At 64.8% G+C, this 14,796-nt stretch carries 9 protein-coding genes and 1 tRNA gene; 3 read left to right on the forward strand and 7 right to left on the reverse strand.

Features of this window, described 5'->3' with window-relative positions:
* The first annotated feature begins 13 nt into the window (after positions 1-13).
* From icmH to YQ44_RS16815, 3 genes are read left to right on the forward strand one after another with little or no spacing between them, the layout of a single operon-like run.
* Positions 14-796, forward strand: a complete 783-nt coding sequence (gene icmH, locus YQ44_RS16805) for a type IVB secretion system protein IcmH/DotU (protein WP_071324372.1) — start codon at positions 14-16, stop codon at positions 794-796.
* A complete protein-coding gene (gene tssI, locus YQ44_RS16810) occupies positions 796-4,641 on the forward strand; it encodes a type VI secretion system Vgr family protein (protein ID WP_083411908.1) in 3,846 nt (1,281 codons plus the stop codon). Before icmH ends, tssI begins: the two co-directional genes overlap by 1 nt.
* Before the next feature lie 41 nt (positions 4,642-4,682).
* Positions 4,683-5,138, forward strand: a complete 456-nt coding sequence (locus YQ44_RS16815; protein ID WP_071324373.1) for a hypothetical protein — start codon at positions 4,683-4,685, stop codon at positions 5,136-5,138.
* Positions 5,139-5,143: 5 nt separating this feature from the next.
* On the opposite strand, the gene YQ44_RS16820 is transcribed toward YQ44_RS16815, so the two are convergent.
* From YQ44_RS16820 to YQ44_RS16850, 7 genes are all read right to left on the reverse strand, one after another.
* Complete coding sequence (locus YQ44_RS16820) at positions 5,144-6,340, reverse strand: tryptophan 7-halogenase (RefSeq protein ID WP_083411909.1); 1,197 nt, start codon at positions 6,338-6,340, stop codon at positions 5,144-5,146.
* The gene (locus YQ44_RS16825; protein WP_071324374.1) at positions 6,340-8,526 is read right to left on the reverse strand and encodes a LodA/GoxA family CTQ-dependent oxidase; all 2,187 of its coding nucleotides are present in this window, start codon (positions 8,524-8,526) and stop codon (positions 6,340-6,342) included. Before YQ44_RS16825 ends, YQ44_RS16820 begins: the two co-directional genes overlap by 1 nt.
* A 47-nt stretch (positions 8,527-8,573) precedes the next feature.
* Positions 8,574-8,933, reverse strand: a complete 360-nt coding sequence (locus YQ44_RS16830) for a hypothetical protein (protein WP_071324375.1) — start codon at positions 8,931-8,933, stop codon at positions 8,574-8,576.
* Entirely contained in the window at positions 8,930-10,630 is a 1,701-nt protein-coding gene (locus YQ44_RS16835; RefSeq protein ID WP_071324376.1) for a tyrosinase family protein, read from the reverse strand. Before YQ44_RS16835 ends, YQ44_RS16830 begins: the two co-directional genes overlap by 4 nt.
* 73 nt (positions 10,631-10,703) lie before the next feature.
* The gene (locus YQ44_RS16840) at positions 10,704-12,770 is read right to left on the reverse strand and encodes a multicopper oxidase family protein (protein ID WP_198043732.1); all 2,067 of its coding nucleotides are present in this window, start codon (positions 12,768-12,770) and stop codon (positions 10,704-10,706) included.
* Between the two features lie 448 nt (positions 12,771-13,218).
* A tRNA-Ser gene (locus tag YQ44_RS16845) sits at positions 13,219-13,311 on the reverse strand.
* Positions 13,312-13,421: 110 nt separating this feature from the next.
* Complete coding sequence (locus tag YQ44_RS16850; protein ID WP_071324377.1) at positions 13,422-14,669, reverse strand: aspartate kinase; 1,248 nt, start codon at positions 14,667-14,669, stop codon at positions 13,422-13,424.
* Positions 14,670-14,796 lie beyond the last annotated feature (127 nt).

Raw genomic sequence — 14,796 nt, forward strand, 5'->3', positions numbered from 1 at the left:
TAGAAATGACACGATGAACCTCTCCGCTCCCCCTTCCCTGATGTCCGGCAGCCAGGCTGCCTATTCGGCCAGCGTGCTTGCCGGTCCCGGCACCGAACACACGCTGATGGACCTGATGTACGACGGCTTTTACGCGCTGTTCATGCTGAAGAACGGCAGCGGCCCGCAGGACAATGCCGATTTCATCGCCAAGATGACGCAGTTCCTGGACGAATTCGGCCGCGGCGCAAAGAAACAGGGTGCCTCGGCCGACGATATCGACGCGGCCAAGTACGCGTTCTGCGCGGCCGTCGACGAAATCATCCTGCGTTCGCCCTACAGCATCCGCGACGAATGGGCGCGGCGCCCCTTGCAGCTGGTGCTGTTCGGCGACCAGCTGGCCGGCGAGAATTTCTTCATCCGCCTCGAAGCGCTGCGCGCGCGCGGCAGCGCCCACCTGCAGGCGCTCGAAGTGTTCCACATGTGCCTGCTATTGGGTTTCCAGGGCCGCTACATCCTCGAAGGCCCGGAAAAGCTCAATTACCTGACGGCGCGCCTGGGCGATGAAATCGCCCAGATGAAAGGCAAGAAGACAGGCTTCGCGCCGCATGCGGAACGGCCGGACCAGATCATCCACAAGCTGCGCAACAATGTGCCGCTGTGGGTGCTGTGCTCCGTGTTCGCGCTGATCTGCGCGCTCGGCTACCTGGGCTTGCGCACCACGCTGGCGAAAAATACCGAGGAGCAGATGCATGCCTACCAGGATATCGTCAAACTGGCGCCGCGCGTGGCCAACCTGAGCATCACCTTGCCGTGATGGGCGACACGCCACAGGGCGACGGCGGCGCGCCGCAGGGACAGTTCGGCACCGGCTTGAGCCAGCATGCGCGGCTGATCGCGCTGGCGACGGCCCAGCCATCGGAGCAGGCGCAATCGCTGATGGCGGAGCAGTTCGACGGCCGCGAAGCCGTCAACGAACTGTTCCGCTTCGATGTCGACGCCCTCAGCACCGCGGCGTCGCTCGACCTGGCCTCGTTCATCGGCGAGGAAATGACGCTCACCCTGCTGCAGCCCGACGGCAGCCAGCGCGCCTGGCACGGCCTGTGCACGGATTGCGCCTGGCTCGGCGCCGATGGCGGCGTGGCGCGCTACCGGCTGCGCCTGGAACCGGCGCTGGCCCTGCTGCACCTGCGCCGCGACTGCTATATTTTCCAGGACAAGAACGCGCGCGACATCGTCAGCGAGCTGCTGGCCGACTATCCGCAAGCGCGCTACCGCTTCGACATCAGCCAGCCGCTGGCCACGCGCGCCGTCTGGACCCAGTACCGCGAAAGCGACTTCGCTTTCCTGGCGCGGGTACTGGCCTTCGAAGGCTTGAACTGGCGCTTCGAGCATGAGCAGCCGGGCGGCGCGCAGGACGGCGGCGCAGGCCAGGGACAGTCCAGGCACACGCTGGTGATCTTCGACAGCAAGGCCGGCGCGCCCGACACGCCTGGCGGGGCCGAGCTGCGCTTTCACGGCGTGCGCGCCAGCGACAGCGATGACGCCATCGACATCTTCGGCGCGCGCCGCCAGGTGCAATCGAACGCCGTCGGCATCAGCAGCTGGGACCCGCAGCAAGTGACGGCGCCGGCCGCCGAACACGCCTCCAGCCTCGATGCGGGCACGCTGCCGCAGCTGGCCGTGTATGACGGCGCCGGCGAGCGGCGCCATGCCGACCGGGCCGCGGCCAGTCCGCACGGCGCACGCATGCTGCAGGCGCTGGAGCTGGAAAACAAGCAGTTTGACGGCGCCGGCGCCGTGCGCCGGCTGGCCGCCGGCCACGCCTTCCGCCTGCTGCAGCACGCACAGTACGCCGATGGCGCCAACCAGTTCAGCGTGCTGTGGGTGGAGCACCAGGCGCGCAACACTGCCGGCCCGGCCGGCGACGGCTTGACGGGCGCGCTGTCGCGCCTGGCCAGGGTCGCCAGCCTCGATGGCGTGGCCGACTGGATCGCCGGCCAGGTCGAGGCCGGCACCTACCGCAACCGCTTCGGCTGCGTGCGCAGCAGCGTGGCCATCGTGCCGCGCGCCACGGCGGAAAGAGCGCAAGCCGTGGCGCTGGGGCCGCAGACGGCGCTGGTGGTCGGCCTGGCCGACAGCGTGGCCACCACGGGCCGCGACCACCAGGTGCGCATCCAGTTTGCCTGGCAGCGCGGCGCCGCCGCCAATCCGGGCGGCCTGGCGCACAACACGGACCGGCAAGGCAACGCGCCGGGCAATGAAGCGTCCGGCACCTGGGTGCGCGTGGCCGAGGCGCTGGCCGGCCCGAACTGGGGCTCGCAATTCACGCCGCGCATCGGCACGGAAGTGCTGGTCGACTTCATCGAAGGCGACATGGACCGCCCGCTGGTGGTGGCCCAGCTGTACACGGGCAGCGACACGCCGCCCTACGCGGCCGGCGTCGACGCCGATGTCAACCATGCCGGCGTGCTGTCGGGTATCCACAGCAGCAACTTCGACGGTGCCGGCTACAACCAGTGGGTGCTCGACGATACGCCGGGCCAGCTGCGCACCCGGCTGGCGTCGAGCAGCGCCGCCACCGAACTCAATCTGGGCTACCTGGTCCAGCAAGGCGCCGCATCGGCGCAACGGGGCGCCTATCGCGGCCACGGCTTCGAATTGCGCACGGATGCGTGGGCCATGCTGCGCGCCGGCGAAGGCTTGCTGCTCTCGGCCACGGCGCGCGCGCGGCAGGGCAGCGGCGTCGCATCGACCCAGCTCGACACCCGGGAAGCGCTGGACCTGCTGCGCGGCGCCTGTGAGCTGAGCAAGGCAACGGCCGCGGCGGCGGACCAGCAGCATGCGCTGGTGAGCAAGGATGCCAACCAGGCGCAGCTGGACCTGGCCAGCCAGATCGACCCGAAACAGGATGGCAAATACCAGGGCAGCGTGGGCGGCCACGAAGCCTTCAAGGCCGGCAACGGCGCCCGCGCGCCTGACACCGCCCAGCCCGTGGAACGCTACGCCAAGCCGCTGGTGCTGATGGAAGGACCGAACAGCATCAACTGGGCCACGCCCGCCTCGACCGTGCTGTTCGCGGGCCAGCACCTGCATGCGACGGCGCAGACGGACCTGCACCTGGCGGCCGGCCATACCGTGGCTTCGGTGGCGGCCAATGCCGCCACCCTGTTCAGCCAGGACGGCGGCATCTCGGCCATCGCGGGCAACGGCCCCGTCTCGCTGCAAGCCCATACCGACCAGCTGGAGATTTTGGCCGACAAGGCCATCACGGTGATCTCCGTGAGCGACGTCATCGAGATCAAGGCCAACCAGAAAATCACTGTGCAGGCGGGACAATCGTCGATCACGCTCGAAGGCGGCGACATCACCTTCAAGTGCCCGGGCAACTTCACCGTCAAGGGTGGCCAGCATCTCTTCAACGGCGGCGCCAGCGCGGCCGCCGGCCTGCCGCCGCTGCCGGACAGCCGCTTGAAACTGTTCGACGAAGGCTTCGTGCTGAAGGACCGCGACACGGGCGAACTGATGCCGCGCCAGCCCTACCGCGTGAAGCGCGCCGACGGCACGTACGAAACGGGCATGACGGACGCCAGGGGCTTGACGCACGTGGTCGCCGCAGCCGCCGTCGAGGCGCTGGTGATCGAATTGCTGAAATCGCCGGGCCAGGCGCCCGAGGCGGCGGGAGATCCCGCGCCGGCGCCGCCCGCCCCGGCGAAAACGCCGGCCGGCCGCGCCCCCGCGCCAGGCACGACGGGCAAGGCGCCGCAGCGCGTCCCGCCGGCCAGACCCGAACCGAAATTCAAGGATAGCGCCACGTCGAGCACCAGCCCGGTCGACAACAAGCAGCGCAAGGAAGTGCTGATCAAGCGGCCCGCCTGCTGGATCGCGGACTATGAAAAGGAGATCGACGTCTCCAGCGTCCCGCGCTACAACAACACCTTCGGCGCCAGCGGGGCGCCGCATAACTATTTCGACACCGTGCGCTACAAGATCTACGTGCCCGTGAAATCGAACACCAGCATCATCGCCGAATTGCGCGTCAAGGTGATCACGGTGCTCGAGCCGGCCGACCAGGCGCTGGAAGACCGCGAGCGGGGCACCGAGCAGGCCGCAACGCGGGCCAAACAGCGCGCCGCCGTCATCAAGTACGTCAAGGGCATCGCCACTGCGGGCCTGGAAGCCCACTGGAACAATAAATTCCAGATGGAAATCAGCGACCCCGAATGCGGCACGCGCATCCTGCCCATCGTCTACCGCGTCGTCTATGTGGAGAGCAACGAGCATTACATCATGCAGATCCACAAGCGCTACGACCGCGAGGGCGTGACGGGCACCGTGATCGACGTATCGGCGTCGACCAATGGCCAGGTACACGCGCATGAATTCGGCCACTGCTATGGCTTGCCGGACGAATACTCGTACGTGGCGGGCGACGACGAAACCGTCAAGTACAAGAAACCGGACGGCACCTGGGACGCGCCCGTGCCCTCGCTGTCGGACGATGAGGAACCGGAACCGGCCGCTGCCAACATCATGAACTCGGCCGGCTCCATCATCCTGCGCCCCCGGCACGCCTGGCAACTCGCCATCGAAGTGCAGGAGCTGCTGCGGACGAAAATAGGACGGAAGATCAAATGCGATATCATCCTGAACGGCTCCTAATCGCACTGCTCGCAGTGTCCCTACAACTCCCAGGAAACGCCATGCCGAACGACGTCCTCTCCATCAGCGCCCGCTGCATCGACAATCCGGCCTGCATTTTCACGGGCGGTGACATGCGCGTCGAGGTGCTCATCCAGAATACCGGCAACGGGGAAGTCGGCTATCCGCTCGAATACATGCAACTGCGGGGACCCAACATGCGCCTCATCGACAACGCCAGCGAACAAAGCCAGGTATTGAAGACGGGCCTGGCAAACCATGCCCTGAAGCGCGCCTTCACCAGAATCGCGCCGGGCCAGTCGGTTGCGCTGCAAAGCATCATCAAGAACACGGAACTGCTCATGTTCCGCAAGGAATTCGTCGACGTGACGGCCGAAATCGGCGTCTCGACCAATATCCAGGCCGGCGACAGCGAGGAATTGCTGCCATTCAAGGGCAGCGCCAGCCTGAAAATCATCGGCAAGGACACGCTGGAGCGCGAGGCGCAGCGGCGATAAGACCGCTATCGCGCCGGGACAGGGCCGCTGGCGCGGACCTGGGCGGCCGGCGCCTCCGCGCCGGCGTGCAACTGGCGCCAGAACGGCGCGTCGGGCCAGCGCTGCTCCCAGCTGTAATATTGCCGGCGCTGCGCCAGGTACTGCCCGTAGCGCTGCGTCACCGTGTGCGCAACATCGCCCAGCGTGGACTGGCCGGCGACGGCGCCGGCCGCCGCCATGCCGTTGGCGAGCGCCTTGACGATGCCCTGCGACGTGACGGGATCGTAAGCCGAGGCGGCGTCGCCGATGGCCAGCCAGCCTTCGCCATGCAGCTGGTCGAGACAGTACGATGGCGCGGGAAAGCTTTGCACGCCGCCCGCCAGCGGCACCATGCCGCGGGCCAGGGCAGCCGTGTTGGGCGCGGCCGCCAGCCATGCCAGCCAATGGCCGACTTGCTGCAGGCGCTGCGCCTTGACGGTGGCCGCATCGCCGTAAAACGCCAGCAGCAAGGTGGCGTCGGGCAGATGGGCGCCATACCACCAGCCATGTTCGACCGCTTCCAGGTGCGTCAGGCCGGTATCGGCGTGCCCGCCGCCGCCGGCGGGCGGAGCGAAGCGCATGGCCAGGCACACCAGCGGCAGGCTGTCGACCTTGCGGCTGCCGCGCTGGCGCGCGAAGACGGCGCGCGTGCCGCTGGCGTCGACCACCAGGTCGGCATGGATGCTGGCCTGGCGCAAGGACCCGGGCGCACCGAGCGCCAGTTCCAGTCCATGGCCGCCGCCAGGCACCGGTGCCGAAGCGGCCAGGCTGGCGTGCATCAGCACTTCCGCCCCGCGCAAGCGGGCCTGCCGCGCCAGGAACTGGTTGAAGCGGGTCCGCTCCAGGTGCCAGCCGTGGCCCAGTGGATTCATCAGTGCATCGTTGTAGCCGCGCTTCTCGCTGCCCCAGTAAGAACAGCTGCCATGGCAAGGCGCGTGCGCTTCCGCAAAAAAATCCCGAGCGATACCCAGCGCCTGGAACAGGCGGTTCGCCTCGGGCGGGATGCTTTCGCCGATGCGGAACTGCGTGTAGTCGCCGGCCTCGATGACGATCACCTCATGCACGCCAAGCTGCGCCAGCGCCAGCGCGCAGGCGCAGCCGGCCGGGCCGCCGCCGATGATGGCGACCCGGTAGCGCTGCCTGGCCGGCGCAGCCGAAGCGGAATGCGGCGCTGTCACCAGCATCAGGATTTCGGCTTCGGCCGCGGATTGGGCCGGTACACCTTGTCGATGGCCGTGTTGCGCCAATACTCGACCAGGTTGCTTTCGTCGCCGTCGAACAGGCTCGCCACTTCCAGGTAGTAGTCCTTGCAGATGGCCTTTTCGCCGTCCTTGCGCGCAATCGCCGTGCCTTGCACGACCACGCCGATGCGGTGCCAGTTCAGCAGGAACTGCGCGCGGTCCTGGTAGCGCCCCACATGCATGGCGGGCCGGTCGATCTCCGCATTGTCCGGCGTCGTCGATGGCACGCCATCGGCCCGCGTGCCCTGGCCGCGCACGGAATAGCGCGGCGTCGCCAGTTCGCCGCCGTTGGCGACGACGTCGTCATAGGTGTAGACGGCCACGGGCCGCTGCGCCGGCCAGGACGAATACAGCAAGGTATTGTAGCCATTGCCCTTGATCGCCGTGGCCGCATCGATCGCCTGCTGGTTATTGCGCACCGTGCCGCCGGGATTCGGATCCGGCAAATGCGTGGCGCAGGAGTTGTAATCGGTATGCCAGGGCAAGGCCATGAACTTCGACAGGTCGCCGGGCTGCACCTCGCCGCCGCGCAGCGGCACATAGCCGGCGCCAAGAAAGGGCTGGTCCTTGACGGCGGCCTGGTAATCGAGCCGCTGCCCATTGATGCGGAACGGGCCGCCGCCGTCATGGCGCCGCCATCCCTGCCGGTACAGGCCGGGGTCGCGCACGATGAAGCCCATCTCGATGCCGGGGCTGTAGCGGCCGCCCAGGCAGTTGAACAGGACGGTGCGGTCCAGCGCTTCGCCGGCGCCCAGCAGGAAACTGCCGCTGTCGGGCACGTAACGGCCATGCGCCCATTGGTCCATGAAAAAATACTGGGCGCGAGTCAGGGTCAGCAGGCTGCTGCCCGCGTCGCCCAGCGACAGCGGCATTTGCGGCCGCAGCGACGGCGCGCCCGTCTGGTCCGGATGGCGGATGAAATTCATGATCGGATAAGTCAGGCCATCCGCCTTCATCTTGCCCAGCAAGTCGTGCTGCTTGATCGCCCTGGGCGGCAGGCTGGTCGTCCACCGCTGCAGCGAGGCCGCGCGCAGGATGGGCTGGACATCGGTGCTGAAATCGCTGCGGTAGCCGGTTTGATAGGCGCCGTCCGCATAGACGGCGGGCCGCAGCGCCATCTTTTCCAGCCAGGTGCAATACAGGTCGTCCCACAAGGACACGACGTTCGCCGTTTGCGGCGCATATGACGGGTCGCTGGACACCACCCAGGCGCTGCCCTCGACGGCGCGCGCCGTGCCGTCGGCAAAGAGCAGCATGGCCGTCACGGGGCCATCGGCCACGTCGTCGAACCAGTTGTCGTTGTTGACATTGTCATCAAGGGGCGCGGCGGGCGCATAATTGCCTTGCGCATCAAAGCCGCAGGCCTTGCCATAGCCGCCCAGCACCAGCAGGCGGCCATTCTTTTCCGTGCTGATGGCGCCCAGCGAGGCGATGATGGCGCCAGGCGCGTGCGCCGGTGCGCCAGGCTGCCCGCCGCGCGGGAACGAGACGGGATAGTCGGGCAGGCTGCGCACGGCGCCGCTGGCCGCATCCGCGCACGACGGCGGCGTGGCGGCGTCGAACTGCTGCACGGACTGGCGCGATGCCTGCACGGTGCGCGGTCCGGCGTCGATGACCAGCAGCTTCAGGCGCAGCGGGTCGGCCGGCGTGCCGAAATGCGGCGAGTCGCTCTCGCCGAAGCGCGGATTGCGCAGGGGCGGCGCGCGCCTGTTTTCGAACGGCGCCACGCCGTCCCCGCCCTTCCAGCTATTGGCTTTCTTGTTGGCCAGGTGCACGGTCCAGACGATGTCCTTGACGATCTTGCCATCGACCATGCTGCCGATGGCCACTTCGGCCGCCGCCCCCCGCCGGCCGAGCGGATAGGTTTCCACGCCATCGGCTGCGTCGAACGCATACTGGTAAATCCGGAAGCGGGCGGCCTGCCGCTTGAGTTTTCCGCCGGCGTCGCGCAACTCGGTGCTGAGGATGGTCGTGTCTTCCGTGCCGGGCCGGATCGGCAAGCCGCCCGTACCCTCCTGGCCATCGAGCGGCATGCCGGCCAGGCTTTCCGGTCCCAGATAGTATTCTTCGCTGTTGCCGACGCGGGCGATGCCGATGGCCGGGTGAATTCTCAAACCTGTGTATGCCATGCTGAACTCCTGATCATCAAGGGTGTCTGTGCCGGTTGATCAACGCGTCACGGCGGCATGCCGTCCCTGACCCACTGGTCGAAGATATCGATGCCCTCCTGCGGCATCCTGCCGTCCGGCGGCATCGGGTGCGGCGCGGACATGACATACTGGCCTTCCCTGCCCCCCGGCTTGCGCAGGCGGTGCCCGGCCTCCACCAGCCATTTCTCATTGCGGCTGTCGTAGTCGTAACCGTGGATCGCCACCTGGATCTGCCAGGCAAACGCCTTCACGCTCGCATAGTCGTTCAGGTACAGCCGCTGCACGCCCGTCGATTCGGAGTTCGACAGCTTGACCTTGCTCATGTCGGCCACATAGCGCGAAAACAGGCCCTGCACATCGCGTTTGAAACTGGTCCGTTCGCTCATGGCTTGCTCTCCTCATACGTGGGTTCGGCCGGCTTGCGGCGGTCGACGATCCTGACCACCGGCGCGGAAAAATCTCCCTGCCGTATCAGGCCGCGGCCCTTGTCATTGGTGGTGATGGCCGCCGTGATGCGCCAGGCCTGGTTGCGCTTTTTCGGGACCAGGCTGTCGACGATGCCGGTGACATCCGTTTCGATCGCATACTTGTCATGCTGGTGTGCGCCGGACAAGGCCCAATGGCTGCTGCTGGTGACCAGGTAGCGGTCGCGGAACGATTTTTCGCCGATACGCGCGACCACGCTGGCGGGATGCAAATAGATATCGGCCTGAAAACTGTAATCTTCGTCGGCATGCGCGCGGTCCAGCACCATGTTGGCCCGCTTGTCGCCTGCGACCCGCCGCGCCGGTATCCTATAGGCGCTGGTCACGGTGAGGTCGGGCCTGGCGACCGTGCCATCGGCCGCATCGTCGCTGAGCAAGGCGGCGAACAGGCTTTTCTGGTTGTTGCCGAAGACAAAACCCGCCTGCTGGTGCCGGTCGATCAGGGCCTGGATGTCCTTCTTGCGGGCAAACTCGCCGCCATAGCGCGGCTGGAAGCCATAGCCCTGCCGGATGGTGTCGAAGTACAGATCCGCCCGGCCCATGTTGGCCGCGTAGTCGCCCGAATCGCTGCGCTGCTCATCGCCGCTGCCGGCGCTCCAGCCGACGGGCCGGGGCAGGCTGGCATCCTGCTCGCTGCGCATGTAGCTGGTGCGCCCGCTGCCGCGTATGCCGGCGTCCCCATGCTCGTCGAGCCACTTCTCGAAACTGTAATCGAGGAAATTATGGAAGGCATAGAACAACGGATCCAGGCCGGCCGTGACGTTGTCGCCCATATTGCCACCCATGTAGGTGGCGTGCATGTGATTGTGGATCTTCGTCTCCAGGTTGCCGCCGCCCAGGCTGCCGTATTCGTCGCCGCCGAAATCGGCCCAATCCATGTAGTAGATCTGGTAGGCCAGCAAGTTGGGCGAGGCCGTGGCCAGCGAGCTATCGAGCCCCTCTTTCTTGCGGGTCGCATCGTACAAGGGCGAGTCGACATCCTCGAAGGCTTGCGGATAGCGCACGCCGCTGGGCTTGCGGGTGAAATTCCAGTACGGCAGCGCGACATCGCGCGTGCTCGGCCCCCGTTCGCCGTTCGGGTCGGCGGCCTGCAGGGCTTGCTCATAAAAGTACAGCTGCGCCCGGTGCCATTGCAGGAAGGTGTTCTTCTGGTGCTCGCACTCGCCCGGGAATTCCTCATGGGCGTTGTCCTCGGTCGCCACCTTGTCGAGGAAGTAGGCAATGTCGCAGCTGTTGCGCGTCGGATCGCCCAGCAGCTGCTTCAGCCTGTCCCCTGGCAAAGCCGCCTGGCGGTCATTGAAGACGTCGACGGAAGTGCAGTTGTGCACCCAGGCTTGCCACAGGAAGCCGCGCCGGTCATACACGTTTTCCTGGCTCTTGCGTTTCATCTCGCTCACCGCATGCTTGAAGGCGTCGAGCTCGGCTGGGGTCAGTTCGTCGATATTCTTGCGGTAGCGCACGACGCGCGCGCCGCCCTGCTCCAGCTGGGCCCGCGCTTCAGGGGCGCAGCGGGCGACAGCCAGGGCGCCCGTCTCGGCGCCGGCAACGGCGCCAGAGCACAGCAGGCAGGCCAGTATGGGAAGGATAGAGGTTTTCATGCGTGACATGCGCCAGGCTCCAGGGACAGGTTGGGAAAGGCGGGAACGCGGCCGGCGCTCCCGCCAGGAACGGTCAGTGTCCGTGTCCGCCGGCGTCGCCGCCACCCTTGCCATCGGGCAGCACGACCTTGACGTTTTGCATCATGCCCTGGTCTTCATGCTCGAGGATGTGGCAATGCAGTACGTACTCGCCGATGTAGCGCTGATAGCGCGTGGCGATCTCGATCTTGTGCTTGGGAATCACCAGCAAGGTGTCCTTCCACGTGCCGACCAGGTCCTTGTATTGCGGATCGACCGGCGGCGGAGCCTCGCTGCCCTCGACCTTGTCGGTCCTCACGATGCTGATGATCTGGAAGGGATTGACGTGGATATGGAAGGGGTGGCTGCCATTCTTGGAAGCGAGTTCCCATATCTGCTGCGTGCCCAGCACCAGCGTGTGGTCGATGCGGTGCGGATGATAGACATACTTCAGGTCGGGCGTCGGCGAATCTTCCGGCTTGCCCTCCACCATGAAGCGGTACTCGTCCTTCACCTTCGCAATATTGAAGGTCACATACTCCTTCTTGTCGCTGCGCATGGCTTCCTGCTCCTTGTCGCTGAAAGCCTTGTGCGGGACAAATTTCGTGAGCTTGAGCCCATTGTTCAGGTCATTGAGGATGTCGGTCTTGAGGTTGCTCGGCAACTGCGCGCTGGGCAGGCGCTTGACGGCGCTGCGCAACTCGGCCAGCAGAAAGTCGCGCGGCGACTCGCCCGCCTTGGCGCGGGCGGCGGCCCTGGTGCTGGTCTCGGCGGCGATCACGCTGATCAGGCGCGTGTTGTTCACGTCATGCATCTGCGTCAAGTTGTTGAGATTGGTTTCCGCATACACGCAATACGCGCCCGCCTTCGGCAGGGAGAACAGGATATCGCTGCGGTAGCCCGGCTGCAGGTAGTTGAGGGTCTTGGCAATGATCCTGTCGTGCGTCAAGCCATCGCTGGCCACCTCGAATTGCGTGATGTCCTCGCCATCGCACAACTCCATCACGTCCTTGTCCTGGTTGGCCACGCTGAGCGCCTGGAGCAGCTTTTGCGGATCATTGGCGCGCCGGATGCGCAATACGACGGAAGCCTGGAAGCCCGTGTCGATCAGGCGCCAGCGGTACAGCCGCTGCGTATCCATCTTCAGTACCGGCTGCACCTTGCCATTGACGGAGGTATAGCGGCCCGACATCAACCAGGCATCCGGGTCTTCGACCTGGCCGAAATCCTCGAGCACGCCCACCGCATCCTTGTCGCACGGCTTCGTTGGCGCCAGGCTGTTGCTGGGGCAGTCATACGGGATTTGCTGCAACAGCATCACTTCTCCGGCGCTGCCGCTGCCATCGTCGGGCTGGAATTGCTTCAGCATGACGTCGAGGTCGCCCTGTGCGGTGGCGGTCGGATAACGGTCGCCTTCGACCACCAGCGCGCCGGCCATGCCGCTGGCAACCTGCATGGCCGTCGCGCCATGCTGATGCGGGTGATACCAGAACGTGCCGGCAGGATGGTCGATGGGAATATTGTATTCATACTCGAAATCCACGTCAGGCTTGATCGAGATCAGCACATTGTCGCTATTGCCCGAGGGCGAGACCCACAAGCCATGCGAATGCAGGTTGGTGTCGTTGAAGCAGCCGCGCGGACGCGGCGCGTTGATATCACTCGTCGCGCACTGCTCGGCTGGCAGCACCGGCAACTGGTTGTGCAGCTTGAAGCGCACGGTCTGTCCCGGCGCCATCACCACGGTGGGCGCCATGAAGGTGGCCGCATTCTCGTCGCGACCGTCGAGCGCCAGGCCGCTCGTCTGCTGGTACGAGCGCAGGCGCACCTTGTCATGCTTTGCCGTGGTCGGGTTATAGATGGTGCCGTTGGCATAGCGGATGTACAGGTCGTACGACTTCTCGTACTCGTCGCGCTTGCTCGCCGCGCGGCTGACAGGCCTGGCCCGCGCCTTCAGCTTTGGCGGTTCCTGCAGCAGGCGCAGCTCGAGGTCCGGCACGGACTTCAGGCTGCGATCGAGTGTGAGGTTGACCTTGGTTTCCGCGGCGAACGCGGCACTGCAAGCGAACGGCATGGCGGCAAGACACAGCAACACGTACTTGCTGGGAAGACGATGGGACATGGCAACTCCTCGATTGGACTCGGCAATGGAAGCATGGCTGGGCATGCATAGTTTTTATTAGTAACATTGCCATTATGCATAATGACAAAGAGTCAATACTCACACTAAATCACATGTTGTATTTATGGGTGGGGGGATTACGGGCTGGGGCGGCGGAGCTAGTTGCCAGCGCCGGATGCGAGGGGACGGCGCTGCGGACTGGAGGCTGAGGCTGAGGCTGAGGCTGATGGGGCGCTGGCCACTAGTGCCGGAGATGAGGGGACGGCGTTGGCCGCCACGCGGCCAACGTGCGCGCGCAGCGCGGCAGCATGAGGATACGGGGAGCCTTGCGCGAGTACGCGCAAGGCTTCGCATCCCACGCGCAAAGCGCGCAGGCGCTTTGCTCGTCTCCGCAAGGCGGAAATGAAAAAACCCGCTGCTTCTTTCGAAGCAGCGGGTTTTATTGTACTGGCGGAGACGGTGGGATTCGAACCCACGATACAGGTATAAGCCGTATGCATCCTTAGCAGGGATGTGCCTTCGGCCACTCGGCCACGTCTCCTAGCTGATTACTCAACTATGTCTCTGTAGCTAACTGCGCTGCAGCGACGAACGTCATAATATCGACTGCCCCCCCTTTGGTCAAGGGCGTGGGGCAATATTTTTACATTTTTAAGCTTTTTCCAGCTCGAACGCTTTATGCAGCGCGCGCACGGCCAGCTCCATGTACTTTTCATCGATCAGGACGGAAATCTTGATCTCCGAAGTCGAGATCATCATGATGTTGATGCCCTCTTCCGACAGGGTGCGGAACATCTGCGATGCGACGCCCACGTGGCTGCGCATGCCGACGCCGACGACGGACAGTTTCGACACTTTGGCGTCGCCCGTGATGCTGGCCGCGCCCAGCGATTCGCGGTTCGCTTCCAGCACGGCCAGCGCGCGTGCATACTCGCCGCGCGAGACGGTGAAGGTGAAGTCCGTTTTACCGTCGACCGACTGATTCTGTATGATCATGTCGACTTCGATATTCGCGTCCGCCACCGGTCCCAGGATGTGGTACGCCACGCCTGGACGGTCGGGCACGCCGAGCACGGTGATTTTGGCTTCATCGCGGTTGAAGGCGATGCCGGAGATGACTGCTTGTTCCATGTTTGTATCTTCCTCAAACGAAATCAGGGTGCCTGAATTGGCTTCTATTTCCAGCGGCAACATCGGGTCGGTCAGCGACGACAGCACGCGCGTGGGCACGCGGTAGTTGCCGGCAAATTCCACCGAACGCGTTTGAAGCACTTTGGAACCCAGCGAAGCCAGTTCCAGCATTTCTTCAAAGGTGATGGTCTTCAGGCGGCGCGCCTCGGAAACCACGCGCGGGTCGGTCGTGTAGACGCCATCGACGTCCGTGAAGATCAGGCATTCGGACGCCTTCATGGCGGCGGCGATCGCCACGGCCGAGGTGTCGGAACCGCCGCGGCCCAGGGTCGCGATATTGTCGTTCTCGTCGACGCCCTGGAAACCGGTAATGATGACGATCTTGCCCGCATCGAGGTCGCGTTTGACTTTTTCGTCATCGATCGACTGGATGCGTGCCTTGGTAAAGGCGGAATCGGTCTTGATCGCGACTTGCCAGCCAGCATAGGATACGGCTTGTTTGCCGATCGCCAGCAGTGCCATCGACAATAGGCCGACGGACACTTGTTCGCCTGTCGAGGCGATCATGTCAAGTTCACGGGGATCGGGTTGATCCATGATTTCCTTGGCCAGTCCAATCAGGCGGTTCGTTTCGCCCGACATGGCGGATGGCACCACCACGATTTGATGCCCAGCGTCGTGCCACTTGGCAACGCGCTTGGCGACATTCTTGATACGGTCAGTCGAGCCCATCGACGTACCGCCATATTTGTGGACGATTAAAGCCATAAGAGTGAAGTTTCCGCTCAAGAAGAATAAAAAAGGAGGGCTTTACTCTACATGCCGCAATGCAAAATAACAAGCTAAAAAGCGCATTAGCTCATACCAATTACACATATGGAAATAACCAATCCAT

It is taken from the genome of Janthinobacterium sp. 1_2014MBL_MicDiv, assembly GCF_001865675.1.
GTDB lineage: Bacteria > Pseudomonadota > Gammaproteobacteria > Burkholderiales > Burkholderiaceae_D > Janthinobacterium.

Bases quoted from the DNA above. Each gene is read 5' to 3' on its own strand.
- YQ44_RS16825 (WP_071324374.1), bottom strand. From the start codon at position 8,526: ATGGCATACACAGGTTTGAGAATTCACCCGGCCATCGGCATCGCCCGC.
- YQ44_RS16850 (WP_071324377.1), bottom strand. From the start codon at position 14,669: ATGGCTTTAATCGTCCACAAATATGGCGGTACGTCGATGGGCTCGACT.
- YQ44_RS16835 (WP_071324376.1), bottom strand. From the start codon at position 10,630: ATGAAAACCTCTATCCTTCCCATACTGGCCTGCCTGCTGTGCTCTGGC.
- YQ44_RS16830 (WP_071324375.1), bottom strand. From the start codon at position 8,933: ATGAGCGAACGGACCAGTTTCAAACGCGATGTGCAGGGCCTGTTTTCG.
- YQ44_RS16840 (WP_198043732.1), bottom strand. From the start codon at position 12,770: ATGTCCCATCGTCTTCCCAGCAAGTACGTGTTGCTGTGTCTTGCCGCC.
- tssI (WP_083411908.1), top strand. From the start codon at position 796: ATGGGCGACACGCCACAGGGCGACGGCGGCGCGCCGCAGGGACAGTTC.
- YQ44_RS16820 (WP_083411909.1), bottom strand. From the start codon at position 6,340: ATGCTGGTGACAGCGCCGCATTCCGCTTCGGCTGCGCCGGCCAGGCAG.
- icmH (WP_071324372.1), top strand. From the start codon at position 14: ATGAACCTCTCCGCTCCCCCTTCCCTGATGTCCGGCAGCCAGGCTGCC.
- YQ44_RS16815 (WP_071324373.1), top strand. From the start codon at position 4,683: ATGCCGAACGACGTCCTCTCCATCAGCGCCCGCTGCATCGACAATCCG.